Here is a 16,517-nt window from a genome sequence, read left to right as displayed (position 1 = left end):
AAGTCAGGCTGATTCCGCGATCAGCCCTTGCGGCTCAGGCGGTCACGAACTCCGCGACGATCACCGTGGCGTCGCCCTTGGGCTCCTGAGCGGCCATCTCGTCTGCGCTCCTGAGCGGTCAGCTCCGTCGAAGACGCGATCCAGGCAGGCCGCAGGCGACGCGCCCGCCATGAGCAGCACCTCCAGCCGCTCCGCGCCCAGCGCGTCGAGCGCCCCCTCACTCGCGATCGCCACCCGGTCGCCGGGGCGCGGCTCCACCGTGCCCACCTGCACCTCGCTCGCCGCCGACGTGCTGCTGCCGGACCTCAACCTGGGCGGCACGATGGTCATGGACCGCGTCGCCGAGCTGTGTGCGGGCGGGCAGCGCGTCATCGTCTTCTCCGCGGCACCTTATCCGGCTGCGTCACGCTCCGTGCCGCGCTTGCTACCAAGCGATCTTCCCTGAAAGTTTCAACTTCCTGAGCAATATCGGGAAAGCCCTTTCCCCAGCTCAACCCCCGGGGTCACAGAGGGCGGGCGCGGTTGACAATCCGCCGTCACTTGGCCGTACGTCCGCCGTCAGATACCGTCCGCCACTGGGAGCGCTCCCAGCAACCGGCAACCCCCGACCGGAAACACGGAGACCGCACTATGCCCCAAGCACCACGTCGTCGCAGGGCGTCGCGTGCCCTGATCCTGCTCTTCTCCGCCCTGGGGATCCTGTTCGTGCCGCTCACCGGCACCGCCTCGGCGCACGGTTCCGTCATCGACCCGGCCACCCGCAACTACGGTTGCTGGGACCGCTGGGGCAGCGACCACCTGAACCCCGCCATGGCGCAGGAAGACCCGATGTGCTGGCAGGCGTGGCAGGACGACCCCAACGCCATGTGGAACTGGAACGGGCTCTACCGCGACAACGTCGGCGGCAACCACCAGGCCGCCGTGCCCGACGGCCAGCTCTGCAGCGCCGGCCAGACGCAGGGCGGCCGCTACCGCTCGATGGACACGCCGGGCGCGTGGAAGACGACGAGCCTCGGCAGCACGTTCGACATCCGGCTGTACGACCAGGCGCTGCACGGCGCCGACTACATCAGGGTCTACATCACCAAGCAGGGCTACGACGCCACCACCACGCCGCTCCGCTGGAGCGACCTGGAGCTGGTGAGGGAGACCCAGCGGTACGCCCCCGCGAACGAGTACCTGGTCACCGGCATCGACAAGGGCTCGCGCACCGGCCGCCACGTCGTCTACACGATCTGGCAGGCCTCGCACATGGACCAGGTCTACTACCTCTGCAGCGACGTCACCTTCAGCTGACGCGCTCGCCTGGCCGCTACGGGCGGGGGCTCGTGGAGGCGCGTACCGCCGGCTCGATGGGGTGGACGCGTTCCGCCCCCGCCTGTGCGGCCCCGGCAGCGGCTCGAACAGCAGCTCGGCGCAGCTTGGGCCGGCCTTCTCGGGCCGCAGGCCGATGGCCGTGATGGGCGGGTCGGCCGGCGCGTGGCCGCACTGCCGACGCGGGAGGCGCGCAGTACGCCGGCCCCCGGCGCGCGCAGCCGCCGCGCCCCGCCTCGGCTGTGCCGCCTCGGCCGCGCTCGCCGCGCTGGATCGCCGCGCTCGCCGCGCTGGGAGCCGGCGCCCGTCTCGCGCGAGAGGTTCCGCGCGCTGCTGCCCGGGGTAGTGGCTTTCGGCGTGGACGTACGGTCGGTCAAGGCCATGTTCAAGCTGAGCCAGGGCATCGACGCCGAACGGTACGCGCGCGTCCGCGCCGATCTCGCCGCCCGCAACCCGCGGCTCGCCGACTTGATGGATGCATCATGACTTTTCCTGCTTTCTCGTCCAGCCAGATCGACCCCCGCGCTCGTGGCAAGGAGCTCGGCACCCACCTGCGCGACCGCATCGCCGCCAACTACGCCGGCTACACCGACCTGTTCGCCGTCGCCGGCGCCACCCCCGAACAGGTGCGCGCGTGGGCCGAGCGGGCACTCGAAGCGAGCGCGGACTGGGCGCCCGAGCTGGCCGAGGAGATGACGGGCATCGCCGCGGGCTCCGGCCTTGAGCCGTGGCAGGTCGCCGTCGTCAACGCGCGCACGGAGATCCTGGCCGCCATCGATGCGACCGGGCACGGCGAGTGCTCGACCTCGGTGGTGCTGCCCGAGAGCGGCCCGCCGCGTACGGTGCAGACCTGGGACTGGCACGACCACCTGCGCGAGGCGCCGATGCTGTGGGAGCTGGAGCCGCGCCCCGGTCACGTCGTGCGCACGTTCACCGAGGCGGGCGCGCTGGCCAAGATCGGAGCCGCCACGTCCGGGCTCGGCGTGCACTTCAACATCCTGCGCCACGACTCCGACACCGACGACATCGGCGTGCCCGTGCACCTGATCGCCCGCCGCATCCTCGACGAGGCGGCCACGGTGGCGGAGGCGGCGGAGATCGCCCGCTCCGCCCGGGTCTCGGCCTCGACCGTCATCACCGTGGTCACCGCCTCGGACGAGGGGAACGACGCCGCGTCCATCGAGATCTCCCCGGCGGGCGTGGCCGTCATCCCGCCGGAACCCGACGGCGTGCTGCTGCACTGCAACCACTTCCACGACGCCGCGCTCGCGGCGGGGGAGCGGCACGCCACCTCGCGGCCCGGCACCTACGACCGGCTGCGCCACCTGCGCGACCACGTCGACGACCTGCGCGACCCCGACCAGCACGCGCGGGCGCTCGCCATGCTCAGCCACGCGCCGGACGCGCCCGTCTGCGCGCACCCCGACCTCACCCAGCCGCTCAACCAGCGGTGGGAGACGCTCGCCACGATCGGGCTCGACCTGCCCGCCGGGCATCTGCGGGTGCATCAGGGCGGGCCCTGCCAGGTCACCGAGGCGACCTGGCGGACGTTCTGAGCGTCACTTGAAGGCTCCGATGCCGGTCAGCGCCTTGCCGATGACCAGCGTGTGGACTTCGGAGGTGCCCTCGTAGGTGAGCACCGACTCCAGGTTCACCGCGTGCCTGATCACCGGGTATTCGAGGGTGACGCCGTTCGCGCCGAGCAGCGTGCGGCACTTCCTGGCGATCTCCAGGGCCTCCCGCACGTTGTTGAGCTTGCCCAGGCTCACCTGCTCGGGCGCGAGCGTCCCGGCCTCCTTCAGCCGGCCCAGGTGCACCGCGAGCAGCAGCCCCTTGCCCAGCTCCAGCGTCATGTCCGCGAGTTTCTCCTGGGTGAGCTGGTACGACGCCAGCGGCCTGGCGAACACCTCGCGGTCGGCCACGTACGCGAGCGTCGTCTCCAGGCAGTCGAGCGCCGCCCCCATCGCGCCGAACACGATGCCGAACCTGGCCTCGTTCAGGCAGCCGAGCGGCCCCGACAGGCCGCGCGAGCCGGGCAGCATCGCGTCGGCGGGCAGCCGCACGCCCTCCAGCGCCAGCTCGCTGGTCACGCTCGCGCGCAGGGAGAGCTTGTGCTTGATCTCGTTGACGGTGAAGCCGGGTGTGCCGGCCGGGACCAGGAAGCCCCTGATGCCCTCGTCCGTACGCGCCCAGACCACGGCCACGTCCGCCACGGAGCCGTTGGTGATCCACATCTTGGTGCCGTTCAGCACCCAGTCGCCGCCCTCCCGCTTGGCCGTGGTGCGCATGCCGCCGGGGTCGGAGCCGAAGTCGGGCTCGGTCAGGCCGAAGCAGCCGATGCGCTCGCCGGCCGCCATCGCGGGCAGCCACTCCTGCTTCTGCTCCTCGCTGCCGTACTTCCAGATCGCGTACATGGCCAGGGAGCCCTGCACGGAGACGAGGCTGCGCAGGCCCGAGTCGGCGGCCTCCAGCTCCAGGCAGGCCAGCCCGTACGCGACCGCGCCCATGCCGGCGCAGCCGTACCCGTCGAGGTGCATGCCGAGCACGCCGAGCGAGCCGAGCGTGCGGGCCAGTTCGCGCGCGGGCAGCTCGCCGGCCTCGAACCAGCCCGCGACGTGCGGCCGGATCTCGCGGTCGCACACGCGCCTGACCGTGCTCCTGATCTCGCGTTCCTCCTCGGTCAGCAGGGTGTCGAGGGAGAAGAGAGCGGTGGGTGCGAACATGGCGTCTCCGTATTTTGGATCCAATATTGAAAATCCAATATGGCATAGTTAGGGTGCGTTGACCATGGACGTTCTGCATCTCATCGCCGGCCGCCGGGTCTGCACCCGCGCCGTCACCGTCTACCTGGGGGCGCCGGCATGAGCGGGGCGCTGTCGGGGCTGCTGATCGCCGACTTCAGCCGGGTGCTCGCCGGTCCTTACGCCACCATGCTCCTCGCCGACCTGGGCGCGGAGGTGGTCAAGGTCGAGCGGCCCGGCACCGGCGACGACACGCGGGCCTGGGGGCCGCCGTACGCGGGCGGCGAGGCCACGTACTTCCTGGGCGTCAACCGCAACAAGCGCTCCATCGCGCTCGACCTCAAGGAGGACATCGAGGTCGCCAGAGCCCTCGCCGCGCGGGCCGACGTGCTGGTGGAGAACTTCAAGCCGGGCACCATGGACCGGCTCGGGCTCGGCTACGAGGCGCTGCGCGAGCTGAACCCCGGGCTCGTCTACTGCTCCATCACCGGCTTCGGGTCCGGGGCGGGCGCCGGCCTGCCCGGCTACGACCTCATCGCCCAGGCCGTCGGCGGGCTGATGAGCGTCACCGGCGAGCCGGAAGGCCCCGGCACCAAGGCGGGCGTCGCGCTGGTGGACGTGATCACCGGACTGCACGCCGCGCTCGGCATCCTCGCCGCCCTCCGCCACCGCGACCGGTCAGGCGAAGGGCAGCGCATCGAGGTGTCCTTGCTGTCGTCGCTGCTGTCGGCGCTCACCAACCACTCCTCCGCGTACGCCGCCGCCGGGGTCGTGCCGCGCGCCATGGGCAACCGGCATCCGAGCATCGTGCCGTACGAGGTGTTCCAGGCCGCCGACCGCCCGATCGTCATCGCCGCGGGGAACGACCGCCAGTTCCGCGCCCTGTGCGCCGCCCTCGACCGGCCCGATCTCGCCGGCGACCCCCGCTACGCCACCAACGCCGATCGCGTCGCCGCCCGCGAGCCGCTCGTCGCCGAGCTCAACGCGGCGCTCGCCGAGCGCACGGCCGACGAGTGGTTCGCCCGGCTCACCGAGGCCGGGGTGCCGTGCGGCCCGATCAACGACCTGGCCGCCGCGTTCTCGCTCGCCGCCGGTCTCGGACTCGAACCCGCCGTGGACATCGACGGCGTCGGCCAGGTCGCGAACCCGCTGCGGCTCAGCGCCACCCCGCCCTCCTACCGCCGCAGGCCGCCCGCGCTCGGGCAGGACGAGGCGTGGGTTCGTGAGATATTGGGGCGGTGAGTCCGGACGAGGCACGACGCAGGCCGCCCACGGCCCAGCAGTTCGTGCTGGGCGAGCTGCGGCGGGCCATCACCACCGGCAGGCTGCGCCCCGGCGCGCCCATCCGGCAGGACGCGCTGGCCGAGGAGCTTCAGGTCAGCCGGGTCCCGCTGCGCGAGGCGCTCAAGACGCTGCAGGGCGAAGGGCTGGTCACCTACGAGGCCCATCGCGGCTACTTCGTCGAGACGCTCTCACTCGACGACCTGCGCGAGGTCTACCGCATCAGGGAGCTGCTGGAAGAGGAGGCCGTGCGCCGGGCGGTGCCCCGGCTGACGGACGACGACCTCGCCCGGCTCGAGGCCGCGCAGGACGACGTCGAGCGGGCCGCCGCCGCCGGCGACGTCGCGGCCATGGCCGCCGCCAACCGGGCGTTCCACATGATGTTGTTCGACTGCTCGGGGATGCCGCGCCTGGTCCGGCTGATCCGTACGCTGTGGGACTCCACCGACGCCTACCGGTCGATGTACTACGGCGAGCCGGGCAACAGGGAGCGGGTGATCAAGGAGCACCGCGCCACGCTCGACGCGCTGCGCCGCCGCTCCGCCGACGACGCCGTGGCCACGCTCGACGTGCACCGCGCCCACGCCGTCACCGCCCTCGCCCCGCTGCTCGACACCTGACCCGCAGGCGCGCATCCGCTCGGGGCGCTTTCCAGCGCCGGCGCCGGGCTTTTCGGCGCGGGGGGGCTTTCCGCACGGGGTCGGCGTCGAGAGGCGCTTGCCGGGTCAGGCGCTCAGCAGCGGATCGTACGGCGGCACCCGGCCCCTGGCGATGCCGGGAGGAGAACCTTCCCGTGACGCCCCGCCGTCTCGCGATGCTCAGGCGGGCCCCGCGACGTTCAGGCGGAACGGCCGGCCAGGGTGAGCACGGCGTTCACCAGCTCGCGGCCGTTCAGCATGACGAGGTCGTTGTGCCCCGCGCCCGGGATTTCGACGACGGTGGCGCCGGCGGCCTCGGCGACCGCGCGGCTCAGGCGGGCGGGGACGATCGTGTCGGCGGTGCCGTACACGACGACGACCGGGGCGCGCACCCGGCCGACCCGCTCGGCGACGGGGAAGCGGTCGCGCAGGAGAGCGCGTACCGGAAGGAAGGGGTAGTTGACCTGACCGGCCGCCGCCAGGTCGGTGAACGGTGAGCGCAGCACCAGCCCGAGCGGCGGGCGCTCCACGGCCAGGCGGGTCGCGACCGCCGCGCCCAGGCTCTCGCCGAAGTACACCACCCGCCGGTCGCCGAGCCAGTCGCGCGCGGCCAGCGCGTCGCGGAACAGGCCCTCCTCGTCGGGGCCGCCCGGGTTGCCGCCGTAGCCGCGGTAGTCCATGAGCAGCACCCCGAGCCCGTGCTCCGCCAGCGCGCTCGCCAGCGGCGCCCGGTGCAGCCGGTTGCCCGCGTTGCCGCCCATCACCAGCACGGTCACGTCGCGCCGTCCCGGCACGTACCAGGCCGACAGCGTCAGGCCGTCGCTCGTGGTGAACGTGACGTCGCGCCCGTCCGGCAGCACCGACGCCGCCGGAGGCGCGGGCGAGCCGTCGGGCAGGTAGATCAGCCGCCGCTGGAACGCCCACAGCAGGGCGAGGAGCAGGACCGCCACCGCGGCGACGACCAGGACGGTGCGCATGAGCGTCGTCACGCCCTTCACGGTACGCACGCACTCCCGGCCTCGCACCCGTGAACGGCTTCGCACGTCGGTCTGGTGATCTCCGCGCTCCGCGCCCATGGAGGGTTTCGCGTGTCGGCCCAGCCATCTCCGGCCCCGGCCCCTCGCTTCACGCCCGCGCCCCTCCCTCCGCGTCCGCACCCTTCCGGCACGCCCGATTCACCGCAGGCGCCCAGCCGGGGAGGGCGGGAGGTGCCGTCGAGGCGCAGGCCCTGATGAGGGGTGATGGTGATGGCGGTCGGTCAGACGAGGGTGCCGGACCGGATCATGCGGTGGCTGCGGCAAGGGTGCCGGACCGGATCATGCGGTGGCTGCGGCAAGGGTGCCGGACCGGATCACGTGGCGGATGCGGCGAGCGTGCCGGACTGGATCACGTGGCGGATGTGGGCGGGGTCGGCGAGCACGCCGATGTCCTCCAGCGGGTCGCCGTCGAGCACCAGCAGGTCGGCGCGGGCGCCCACGGCGAGAGTGCCGATCTCGCCGGACATCCCGACCAGCTCCGCCGCGCCCGTGGTGGCGGCGCGCAGCACGTCGAGCGGCCGCTGCACCTCGGCGCGGAGCCGGAACTCCTGGTTCTGGTGCCGGTGCATGCCGCCGAGCAGGTCCGTCCCGTAGGCCAGCCGCACCCCGCCGCGCGCGGCGCGTTCGAGCGCGACGATGCCGGCTTCGAGCACGTCGTCCACCTTGCGCCAGCTGCTCTCCGACAGCCCGAACTCGCGGCCCTCCTCCTTCAGCGCCCAGTACGTCACCAGCGTCGGCACCAGGAAGGCGTCGTGCCGCAGGAACAGCTCCACGCTGGAGTCGTCGATGAGGTTGCCGTGCTCGATGGAGCGCACCCCGGCCTCCAGCGCCCGGTTGACGGCGCGGGCGGTGTAGGCGTGGGCGGCGACGTACCGGCCCGCGGCCTCGGCCTCCTCGACGGCGGCGCGCAGCTCGTCCATGGAGTACTGGGTGGAGTCGATGCGGTCGGTGGGGGAGGCGACGCCGCCGGACGCCATCACCTTGATGTGGTGCGCGCCCTTGCGCAGCTCGTCGCGGGCGGCGGTGCGTACGGCGTCCACGCCGTCGGCCACCCGTCCGACGCCCGCGCAGCACGGGTGGTCGTCGTCGAGGTGCTCGCCCCGGCCGCGGAAGTCGGCGTGGCCGCCGGTCTGGCTCAGCCCTTTGCCGCAGAACAGCAGCCGCGGCCCCCTGATCAGGCCCTCGGCCTGCGCGTCGGCGAGGCCGAAGTCGGCGCCCGACGCGTCGCGCACGGTGGTGAAGCCGCGGCTCAGCATGTCGCCCATGATGCGGGCGGCGTGCGCGGTCACATACGACGGCGGCTTCGACCGCAGGGAACCGAGGTCGGCGCTGGAGGCGGTGACGTGCACGTGCGCGTCGATCAGGCCGGGCACGACCCGCGCGCCCGCCACGTCGATCACCCGGGTGCCGTCCGGCGCGGTGAGCCCGCGCCCGGTCTCGGCGATCCTGCCGTCGGCGCAGCGCAGGTCGGCCTCGGCGTACTCGCCGGTCTCGACGTCGAGCAGCAGCGCGTTGCGCAGCAGCAGGGTCATGCGGTACCTCCGAACGTGAAATCCTTGGCGATCTTCTGGGCGGCGGCCACCGAGGCGTCGTCGTAGGCGCCCTCGGCGTCGAGGATGTTCAGCACGGCGGCGACCTCGCCGTCCGGGCCGAGCACGGGCACGTTGATGATCGAGCCGCAGCCGAGGCTCTCGATGAGCTCGTGGTCGGCGAAGATCTCCCGTACGGCGGCCTTGTCGCGGCCGAAGTACGGCTCGCGCCGCTCGATGCAGGTGGCCAGCCACCGCTGGGCCACTTCGACGGTCTTCTCGCCGCCCACCGGATACTCGGCGGGGTGGCTGCTGTGGACGCGGCGCAGCGCGCGCCGCTGCGGCACCCAGGCCAGCACGGTGAACAGCCGCACGCCCACCTCCTCCCGTACGCGCCGCTCCAGCTCGTCCAGGTCGTTCACGTGGTCGCCTCCTCGGTGGCGGGTTCGGTGAGCTCTTCCAGCGATCGGCCCGCGGTGGCCAGCCCGAACACCATCACGCAGACCACCCCGGCCACCAGCACGGCGGTGGTGAGGCCGAACACCCCGGCGAAGCCGAGGCCGGCCGCGGACACACCGATGATCGTCGGGGCCAGGATGCTGCCGACCCGGCCGAACGCGCTGGACAGCCCGGTGCCGGTGGCGCGGATCCAGGTCGGGAAGACCTCGGGGGTGTAGGAGTAGACGCCGGCGTACGTGCCGTTCAGGAAGAACGACAGCACCGCGCCCGCGAGCGTGATCGTGACGGGCGAGTCCATCTGCGACAGCCAGAACGCGCTGACCGCCGAGCCCGCCAGGTAGATGGCGATGGTGTTCTTGCGGTCGAGCCGCTCCGACAGCCAGGCCGCGGAGAAGTAGCCGGGGATCTGCGCCAGGTAGATGATGATCGAGAACTCGAAGCTCTTGGTGACCGTGATGCCGCGCTGCACGAGCAGCGTCGGGATCCAGGAGAAGAACCCGTAGTACGAGAACGTGATCACGAACCAGATCAGCCAGATGACCGCCGTGCGCTTGGCCATGGCCCGGCTCCACAGGTAGCGCAGGGCGCTGAGCAGGTTCACCTTGGGGGTCTCCGCGGCAGGGGCGACGGCGTACCTGGGCGACTCGGGCAGCGAGCGCCGCCACCACAGCAGCATGACGATGGGCACCGCGGTGATGATCTGCGCGATGCGCCAGCCCTCGTCGAACGTCGGCACCACGAACCGGCCGATCAGCGCCGCCGCCACGAAGCCGAACGAGAAGAACCCCGACAGTGCGCCGACGAACCAGCCGCGCCGCTTGGCCGGTACGAACTCCGACAGGAACGGCGCGATGATCGCGCTCTCCGCGCCGGCGCCCGCCCCGGCCAGCACGCGGGCGGCCAGGAACACCTCGTAGTTGGGGGCGGACGCGGCGACCACCGAGAAGGCGGCGTAGAAGGCGAGCGCGTACATCATGACCTTCTTGCGCCCGATCCTGTCGCCGAGCAGCCCGGCCGCCGTCGCGCCGAACAGGAACCCGAACGGCGTCGCCGATCCGATGATGCCGAGCTGCCCGTTGGACAGGTTCCATGCCTCCTGCGCGCTCGGCAGCAGGAACGCGACGACCGCGGAGTCCATGCCGTCGAAGGTGTATCCGAGGCCGCCGATCAGGAGGAGGAGGTAGTGAGGACGGCTCAGCGGGAGCCGGTCCAGACGGGCCAACAAGGTCATCGAACACACCTTTCACCAGGTTGTGGCCCTGCAGGTCGATTGCGCAGCAACATATAGTGCGTTTCGCTAAAATTGCAATGTTCTTTGCAAAACTCGCGGAGCCGGAGCACGTAGGATGCTCCCGGCTGAAGGCCCACAGAGCGGCCGAGCGGCCGGTGAGGAGAGAGAACGGGTGACAGGCACCGACAGCTTCGAGGAGTGGCTGCGCGAGCGGCTGCCGGCGCGCGGGCTGCGCGGCAAGTCGGCCGCCGTGCTCGAAGTGCTGCTCTCCCAGCCGCGCCGGGCCTCGTTCGGGTCGGCGCAGGAGCTGGCCCAGCTCGCCGGGGTCAACGTGGCCACCGTCACCCGCACGGCGCAGGCGCTCGGCTTCGCCGGCTGGCCCGCGCTCCAGCAGGAGCTGCGCGCCCGCTACCTCTCCTCGCTCAGCGCCGGCCAGGTCGCCGCCGAGCACCGGGGCGCCGGCTCGCCCAGCGCCCGCTCGCTGCGCCGCGACCTCGACAGCCTGGCCCTGCTCAACCGGCGGCTCGACGAGCGCGTCCTCGTCACCATCGCCGAGGCGGTCGCGGCGGCCCGGCATACGGTGATCGTCGCCGACGGCAGCTACGCCGCCGTGGGCCTCGCGCTCGCGCACAACGCCCGCCTGGCCGGCTACCCGGTCACCGCCGTCACCGGGGGAGATGCCGAGCTCGCCAACACCATGGCCGCCATCGGCGAGGGCGACGTGCTGATCGCGATCAGCTTCTGGCGTCTGTACGAGAGCACCGTCCTGGCCGCCAACGAGGCCCGCGCGCGCGGCGTGCGCGTCTTCGCCGTCACCGACGCCGCCAGCCCTGCCCTGGCCAAGGCCGCCGAGGAGGTCGTCATGGTGCCGGCGGAGGGCGAGGCGTTCTTCCCGTCGCTGACCGCCGGCATCGCCGTCGCCCAGGCCCTGGTCACCCAGCTCGCCGCCGTGGACCCGGCGCGTACGGGGGCCTCCATCGAGGCGGCGGAGGCCATGTGGGGGAAGTTCTCACTCCTGCACCGCCGCCCCGCTCCCGCGCCCAGCTCCACGGACCGCCCCGCCTGACTCCAAGGACCGCCCCGCCGCCCCGCCTGGCTCCAAAGGACCGGCCCGCTGCCCCGCCTGACTTCGCGGATCGGCCCGCCGCCCCGAGCGAGCCGCATGAGAACTGCTCAGAAGCGCACGCTGGTCACGCGGGAGCGGCTATGGGCGCATACGGCCGCGGCCCGGCGGGCTGCGGTCACGGGGCGGGCGGCTGAGAACGAGGGCCGGCCGCAGGGGGCAGGTGCTCCGGATGCGCGCCGCTCCGCAGGGGCGGCTGCGGGCGCATGCGGGCGGCGGCCCGGCGGGCTGCGGTCACGGGGCGGGCGGCTGATTGCGGAGGCCGGGCCGTGGGCGCACTATGGGCGCGGGTCGATGGGGTGCGGGCGGGTCAGAGCCAGCTCGCGCGTACGCTGGTCGCGACTTCGGCGCCCTCGGGCACGGGCGAGGAACGGACGGCGTCGAGCAGCCGCGCGACCGTCTCCACGATCTCGGGCGCGCGCTCGCGCAGCCCCTTGACGTCGGCCTCGCTCACCGTGTCGCGCGGCTCGCCGGCCTGGTCGAGCACGCCTTCCAGGTCCGACAGCCGCTCCTGCAGCCACTTCAGCGGCTCCTGCGACAGCTGCGGGTCGAACACCCGCCGCCCCGGCTCCCAGCCGTTCACGCCCGGGTGGTGGTGCGTACGGTCGAAGCTGCCGGGCGTCCCCGAGACCGACTCCAGCAGGTCCACCCGCCAGATCGGCCGATCGACGGTGATCGGGCGGGCGGAGTAGATCGACCCCTTCAGCTCGCCCGTCTCCAGCCTGCGCAGCTCGAGCCGCACTCCGCGCTCGGCGCCCTCCTGCCCCTTCATGGGCTGGGGATCGACGAAGAAGATGTCGCTGACGGCCACGCCGATGCGATCGAAGCCGAAGAGGTAGAGCACGGGAGACCACGTCCTTCGCGGGTGTCGGGCACGCTCCTCGACTCAACGTAACACCGAGAACCGGGCGTTCAAGGGCGCGGCGCCAGGGCGTGGTCAGCGGGGTGGCAGGTGGTCGTGAGCCCACTGGGAGATCTGCTCGAGCGCCGGCATGAGCGCCCAGCCCGCCTCGGTCAGCTCGTACGACACCGCGACCGGCGGCCCCTCGTCGACCTTGCGGGCGACCAGCCCCGCCTTGGTCAGCTCGGAGAGCCGGTCGGACAGCACGGAGTCGCTGACCCCGTCGATGGCCCGTGACAGCTCGCGGAACCCGGCCGGTCCCGAGCGCAGGCTGCCCAGCACGACGGCGATCCAGCGCTTGCCGAGCAGGGTGAAGGCGCGGGTGAGCGCCTCGTCGCGGCGATTACAGGCTTCCACGTTGTGGGTCGTCGGTGCCGCCATGCCTTCAACGCTAGCAGAAATACTGCTGCTTTGATTTTCGAAGTAGGTATGAATAACCTAGCCGCATCTCGATACCTAGCAAGGAGTTCGCTGATGAGCCAGAAGCCTGCGGGCAGCCGCCCGTCCGTCGTGGTGCTCGGCGGTGGTTACGGCGGCCACAAGGTCGCCAAGCTGCTCGACGATGTCGCCGACGTGACGCTCGTCGACCCGTCTGACGCCTTCGTGCACAACGTGGCCTCATGGCGGGCGCTGGTCGAGCCCGAGTGGCTGGACCGGATCTTCCTGCCGTACAGCCGGCTGCTGAAGCACGGCCGGTTCCTGCGTGACAGGGCGGTCGCCGCCGACGGCCGCCGCGTGACGCTCGCGTCGGGGACCACGCTGGAGCCCGACTACCTGGTGCTGGCCACGGGGTCGGCCTACCCGTTCCCCGCCAAGATCGCCACTCCGGACGCGGCCGCCGCCAAGGCCGAGGTGCGCCGCGCGCACGACGCGCTGAAGGAGGCGGAGCGGGTGCTGCTGATCGGCGCCGGCCCGGTCGGGCTCGAGCTGGCGGGTGAGATCAAGGCGGCTTTCCCCCGCAAGCACGTCACGCTCGCCGACATGTCCGACGACATCCTGCCCGGCCCGTTCCAGCCGTCGCTGCGCGCGGAGCTGCGCCGCCAGCTCGACGACATCGGCGTGGAGCTCAAGCTCGGCAGCCCGCTGCGGGAGCTGCCCGCCGCCGCGCCCGCCACGGTGGCGCCCATCGCGATCGCGACCGGATCGGGGGAGAAACTCGTCGCCGACATGTGGTTCCGCTGCTTCGGCGTGCAGCTGCGCACCGACTACCTGCGCGGCGAGCTGGCCGCCGCCCGTGACGCGCGCGGCTACGTACAGGTGGACGAGATGCTGCGGGTGCGCGGTCAGGAGCGGGTGTTCGCGATCGGCGACATCGCCGACGCCGACCGCGACATGGCCGCGTACGCCGGGCGGCAGGGCGAGCTGCTGGCGGGCAACCTGCGCGCGCTCATCACCGGCGAGGGCGAGCCGGTCCCGTACGAGAAGCAGCCGCCGATGATCCTCGTCCCGCTCGGCCCCGCGGGCGGCGCCGGCCAGCTCCCCGACCAGGGGGTCGTCGGCGCCGAGGCCGCCGCGGAGATCAAGGGCCGCGACATGCTCGCCACGTACGCGAGCGCGCACTTCGACGTCACGGACGCCACCGCCTGAGCCGGATCAGGGGCCGGCCGGCCGCATGACCCGGGATGAGGGGGCGGGCCATGCGGCCCCGGATCCGCAGGCGGGGGACGCGGGTCAGGGCCGCGAGGGCCCGTGGCGGGGGCGCGCCCCCGGAGCCCCGGCGCGGGCCAGAGCGGGGGCGTGCCCCAGAGGCCCGGGCGGGCGCGGGTCAGGGTTCGACGAGGCCGGCGCGGATGGCGTAGCGGGTGAGTTCGAGCCGGTCGCGCATCCCGAGCTTCTGCAGGATGTTCGCCCGGTGCCGATCGACCGTCTTCACGCTGATGACCAGCGTCTCGGCGATCTCCTTGGCCGAGTTGCCCTCCGCGATCAGCTTGACGATCTCCTCCTCCCGAGGCGTCAGGATGCTCTCGGGCAGGCGCTCGCCCTCGCGGTCGCGCTGGAGGTAGTCGCGGATGAGCGCGGTGATCGCCCCGGGGTACAGGAAGGGCTCGCCCCGCATGGTGGCCCGGCACGCCTCCAGCAGGTCCTGGTCGGCGACCGACTTGAGCACATAACCGGACGCCCCGACCTTGAGCGACTCGAAGAAGTACTGCTCGTTGTCGTACATCGAGAGCATCAGGATGCGGATGCCGGGCGCCCGGCGGTTGATCTCCCTGGCCGCCTGGAGCCCGGTCATGCGGGGCATCGCGATGTCGAGGATGGCCAGATCCACCTTGTCGTCGTCGGCGGCGGCCACCGCCTCGGCGCCGTCCGCGGCCTCCGCGACCACCTCGAGGTCGGGCTCGGCGTCGAGGATCAGGCGCAGCCCCCGCCGTACGAGGGCGTGATCGTCGGCCAGCAGGATCCGGGTCTTGTTCACGAGGTTGCGCTCCGATTCGCGGGACATGGGATGACCAGGCTCACGCGCGTGCCCTCGCCTGGCGGTGAGTCGACGGTCAGGCGGGCGCCGATCAGCAGGGCACGCTCGCGCATGCCGCGGATCCCGGCGCCGTCCTGGCGCGCGCCGCCCTGCCCGTCGTCGGTGATCCGCAGCACCAGCCGGCCGTTCTCGGCCTTGAGCGACAGCTCGGCATGCTCGGCGTGGGCGTGCCTGGCGATGTTGGTCAGGCTCTCCTGCGCGATCCGGTACAGCACCAGCTCGACGTCCGAGCCGAGGTCGGGCAGGTCGGCCTCGACGCACCGGGTCACCTTCACGCCGCTCATCTGCGAGACGTCCACGGCCAGGGCGTTGAGCGCGCTGTGCAGGCCGAGGTCCTCCAGGACGCCGGGCCGCAGCCGCCGGGCGACCTGGCGGACCTCGTCGAGGCTGGCGCGCACGGTCTCCTGCACGGCGTGGAGCTCCTCGCGCAGGTCGTCGGGCGCGCGGTCCACCACACGCTTCAGCCCGAGCAGCACCACGGTCAGGCTCTGGCCGATCTCGTCGTGCAGCTCGCGGGCGATGCGCCGGCGCTCGCCCTCCTGCGCGGCCAGCGCGTGCGCGCTGCTCGCGCTGCGCTCGGCCTCCAGCCTGTCGAGCATCGCGTTGAACGTGTCGATCAGGTGGGTGAGGTCGCTGTTGCCCCCGTCGGACAGGCGGTCGCCGGTGCCCAGCAGGTCGACGCGCTGCATGAGCGAGGTGAGCGCGTCGAGCGGGGCCAGGCTGCGCCGCAGCAGCAGCGCGTTCGCGCCCAGCATCACCGCGAGCCCCACGAGCAGCACCGGCACTTCCGCGAGGACGATCGGCGATGAGATGGTGGCGGGAGAGAACGCCAGCACGAGCGTGCCGATCGTGAACACCAGCCCGTTGATGACAACCAGCCGCCGGAACAGCGCCTGAGCCGGTGTGCGCGGCAGTTGCACCGCCCGGTGCGCCGCCCCCTCGGCCACGCGGTCGTTCATAGCCTCAGCCTCTTCGTCTAGGGCCTTCGTTGTCCATCCGGGCTGACCCTCATCCGTAGCCCACGCCTACATGTTGTATCCCCGCGGAGATGGGTGACGGACCCGATGGTTCGGGCCCCCTTTCCGCCACGACACTTGAGCGGAGCCGGATTGGAGAGATAGCGGATGTCATGCATGCCAGCGAAATCGCCGTGAACCTGCCCACCGTCACCGCCGGCGACCCTGTCACCAAGGCGGTCCGCCTCATGGCCCTGGGCCGCATGCCCGGCCTGATCGTGGTGGACGAGCAGGGACGGCCCTCCTGCGTCCTGCCGGGGACGCAGGTCCTGCGGCTGGCGGTGCCGGGGGCGTACCAGGAGGACCCGGCCCTGTGCCGGGCCATCGACGAGGCCCACGCCGACGTGTTCTGGGGAGAGCTGGGCGAGCGGACGGTCGGTGACTGCCTGCCCCGGCATCCGGTCACCCCCGCGACCGTGCGCTTGGAGGCGACGCTGCTGGAGGTGGCCGCGCTGATGGCGCGGCTGCGCAGCCCCATCGTCGCCGTCGTCGGCCGCGACGGCGCGCTCGAGGGGGCCATCACCCTCGAACGCCTGCTCACCTGCCTGGCCCTCGCTTCAGACGACTGACAGAACCTTGGCCCGCCCGGCGTGTGCCGCGCGGCCACGCCTCGACCTTCCGGGCGTGCTCCGCCGGTGTCGCCGCGGCGGTTCACCCATCTCCGAAAGGTCTTCGCCATGTTCGCCCTTCACTGCGTTGTTCCGTCATGCGTTGAATGTCTGCTTTGTCGATACGTACCCGCTGAACGCGGGCTCTCCGCCGACGGGCAGG

Annotated in this window: 17 protein-coding genes; 8 read left to right on the top strand and 9 right to left on the bottom strand. The window is 72.4% G+C overall.

Annotated features, from left to right (window positions below; translation table 11 throughout):
- The first annotated feature begins 169 nt into the window (after window positions 1–169).
- From AB0K67_RS10830 to AB0K67_RS10820, 3 genes are all read left to right on the top strand, one after another.
- Window positions 170–445, top strand: coding sequence for a hypothetical protein (locus AB0K67_RS10830; protein WP_364056333.1), 276 nt, complete (start codon window positions 170–172; stop codon window positions 443–445).
- Window positions 446–630: 185 nt separating this feature from the next.
- On the top strand, window positions 631–1,296 hold the full coding sequence (locus AB0K67_RS10825; protein WP_364056330.1) for a lytic polysaccharide monooxygenase: 666 nt from the start codon (window positions 631–633) through the stop codon (window positions 1,294–1,296).
- 500 nt (window positions 1,297–1,796) lie between these two features.
- The gene (locus AB0K67_RS10820) at window positions 1,797–2,870 is read left to right on the top strand and encodes a C45 family peptidase (RefSeq protein ID WP_364056327.1); all 1,074 of its coding nucleotides are present in this window, start codon (window positions 1,797–1,799) and stop codon (window positions 2,868–2,870) included.
- 3 nt (window positions 2,871–2,873) lie between these two features.
- Here the strand turns inward: AB0K67_RS10820 and AB0K67_RS10815 are convergent, their stop codons facing one another.
- Complete coding sequence (locus AB0K67_RS10815; RefSeq protein ID WP_364056324.1) at window positions 2,874–4,037, bottom strand: acyl-CoA dehydrogenase family protein; 1,164 nt, start codon at window positions 4,035–4,037, stop codon at window positions 2,874–2,876.
- 138 nt (window positions 4,038–4,175) lie between these two features.
- Here AB0K67_RS10815 and AB0K67_RS10810 point away from each other — a divergent pair, with 138 nt between their 5' ends.
- Together AB0K67_RS10810 and AB0K67_RS10805 are read left to right on the top strand one after the other, a co-directional pair.
- Window positions 4,176–5,297, top strand: coding sequence for a CoA transferase (locus AB0K67_RS10810; protein ID WP_364056321.1), 1,122 nt, complete (start codon window positions 4,176–4,178; stop codon window positions 5,295–5,297).
- Window positions 5,294–5,956: a GntR family transcriptional regulator gene (locus AB0K67_RS10805; RefSeq protein ID WP_364056318.1), complete on the top strand. Its 663-nt coding sequence runs from the start codon at window positions 5,294–5,296 to the stop codon at window positions 5,954–5,956. Before AB0K67_RS10810 ends, AB0K67_RS10805 begins: the two co-directional genes overlap by 4 nt.
- A gap of 218 nt (window positions 5,957–6,174) precedes the next feature.
- Here AB0K67_RS10805 and AB0K67_RS10800 read toward each other — a convergent pair whose 3' ends face one another.
- From AB0K67_RS10800 to AB0K67_RS10785, 4 genes are all read right to left on the bottom strand, one after another.
- Complete coding sequence (locus tag AB0K67_RS10800) at window positions 6,175–6,963, bottom strand: alpha/beta fold hydrolase (RefSeq protein WP_364056315.1); 789 nt, start codon at window positions 6,961–6,963, stop codon at window positions 6,175–6,177.
- 362 nt (window positions 6,964–7,325) lie between these two features.
- A complete protein-coding gene (locus AB0K67_RS10795) occupies window positions 7,326–8,543 on the bottom strand; it encodes an amidohydrolase family protein (protein ID WP_364056312.1) in 1,218 nt (405 codons plus the stop codon).
- Window positions 8,540–8,962, bottom strand: coding sequence for a GAF domain-containing protein (locus tag AB0K67_RS10790; RefSeq protein WP_364056309.1), 423 nt, complete (start codon window positions 8,960–8,962; stop codon window positions 8,540–8,542). The genes AB0K67_RS10795 and AB0K67_RS10790 overlap by 4 nt, the downstream gene beginning before the upstream one ends.
- On the bottom strand, window positions 8,959–10,230 hold the full coding sequence (locus AB0K67_RS10785) for an MFS transporter (protein WP_364056306.1): 1,272 nt from the start codon (window positions 10,228–10,230) through the stop codon (window positions 8,959–8,961). The genes AB0K67_RS10790 and AB0K67_RS10785 overlap by 4 nt, the downstream gene beginning before the upstream one ends.
- 172 nt (window positions 10,231–10,402) lie before the next feature.
- Here AB0K67_RS10785 and AB0K67_RS10780 point away from each other — a divergent pair, with 172 nt between their 5' ends.
- Window positions 10,403–11,296 carry a MurR/RpiR family transcriptional regulator gene (locus tag AB0K67_RS10780; protein ID WP_364056303.1) on the top strand — a complete coding sequence of 298 codons (894 nt, stop codon included), beginning with the start codon at window positions 10,403–10,405 and terminating at the stop codon, window positions 11,294–11,296.
- Window positions 11,297–11,663: 367 nt separating this feature from the next.
- Here AB0K67_RS10780 and AB0K67_RS10775 read toward each other — a convergent pair whose 3' ends face one another.
- Window positions 11,664–12,197 carry a hypothetical protein gene (locus AB0K67_RS10775; protein ID WP_364056300.1) on the bottom strand — a complete coding sequence of 178 codons (534 nt, stop codon included), beginning with the start codon at window positions 12,195–12,197 and terminating at the stop codon, window positions 11,664–11,666.
- A gap of 93 nt (window positions 12,198–12,290) precedes the next feature.
- Window positions 12,291–12,635, bottom strand: a complete 345-nt coding sequence (locus AB0K67_RS10770; protein WP_364056297.1) for a helix-turn-helix domain-containing protein — start codon at window positions 12,633–12,635, stop codon at window positions 12,291–12,293.
- 93 nt (window positions 12,636–12,728) lie between these two features.
- Here AB0K67_RS10770 and AB0K67_RS10765 point away from each other — a divergent pair, with 93 nt between their 5' ends.
- Entirely contained in the window at window positions 12,729–13,841 is a 1,113-nt protein-coding gene (locus AB0K67_RS10765) for an FAD-dependent oxidoreductase (protein ID WP_364056294.1), read from the top strand.
- A gap of 178 nt (window positions 13,842–14,019) precedes the next feature.
- Here AB0K67_RS10765 and AB0K67_RS10760 read toward each other — a convergent pair whose 3' ends face one another.
- Window positions 14,020–14,697 carry a response regulator transcription factor gene (locus tag AB0K67_RS10760; RefSeq protein WP_364056291.1) on the bottom strand — a complete coding sequence of 226 codons (678 nt, stop codon included), beginning with the start codon at window positions 14,695–14,697 and terminating at the stop codon, window positions 14,020–14,022.
- Entirely contained in the window at window positions 14,667–15,689 is a 1,023-nt protein-coding gene (locus AB0K67_RS10755; RefSeq protein ID WP_364056288.1) for a histidine kinase, read from the bottom strand. Before AB0K67_RS10755 ends, AB0K67_RS10760 begins: the two co-directional genes overlap by 31 nt.
- 170 nt (window positions 15,690–15,859) lie before the next feature.
- Between AB0K67_RS10755 and AB0K67_RS10750 the strand changes: the two genes are divergently transcribed.
- Entirely contained in the window at window positions 15,860–16,315 is a 456-nt protein-coding gene (locus AB0K67_RS10750; protein ID WP_364056286.1) for a CBS domain-containing protein, read from the top strand.
- Window positions 16,316–16,517: the final 202 nt, after the last annotated feature.

Origin of the sequence: Nonomuraea sp. NPDC052634 (assembly GCF_040678535.1) — a bacterium.
Lineage (GTDB): Bacteria > Actinomycetota > Actinomycetes > Streptosporangiales > Streptosporangiaceae > Nonomuraea > Nonomuraea fastidiosa.
The sequence above is the reverse complement of the archived record's forward strand: the minus strand, read 5'-3'. Positions and strand labels throughout refer to the sequence as shown.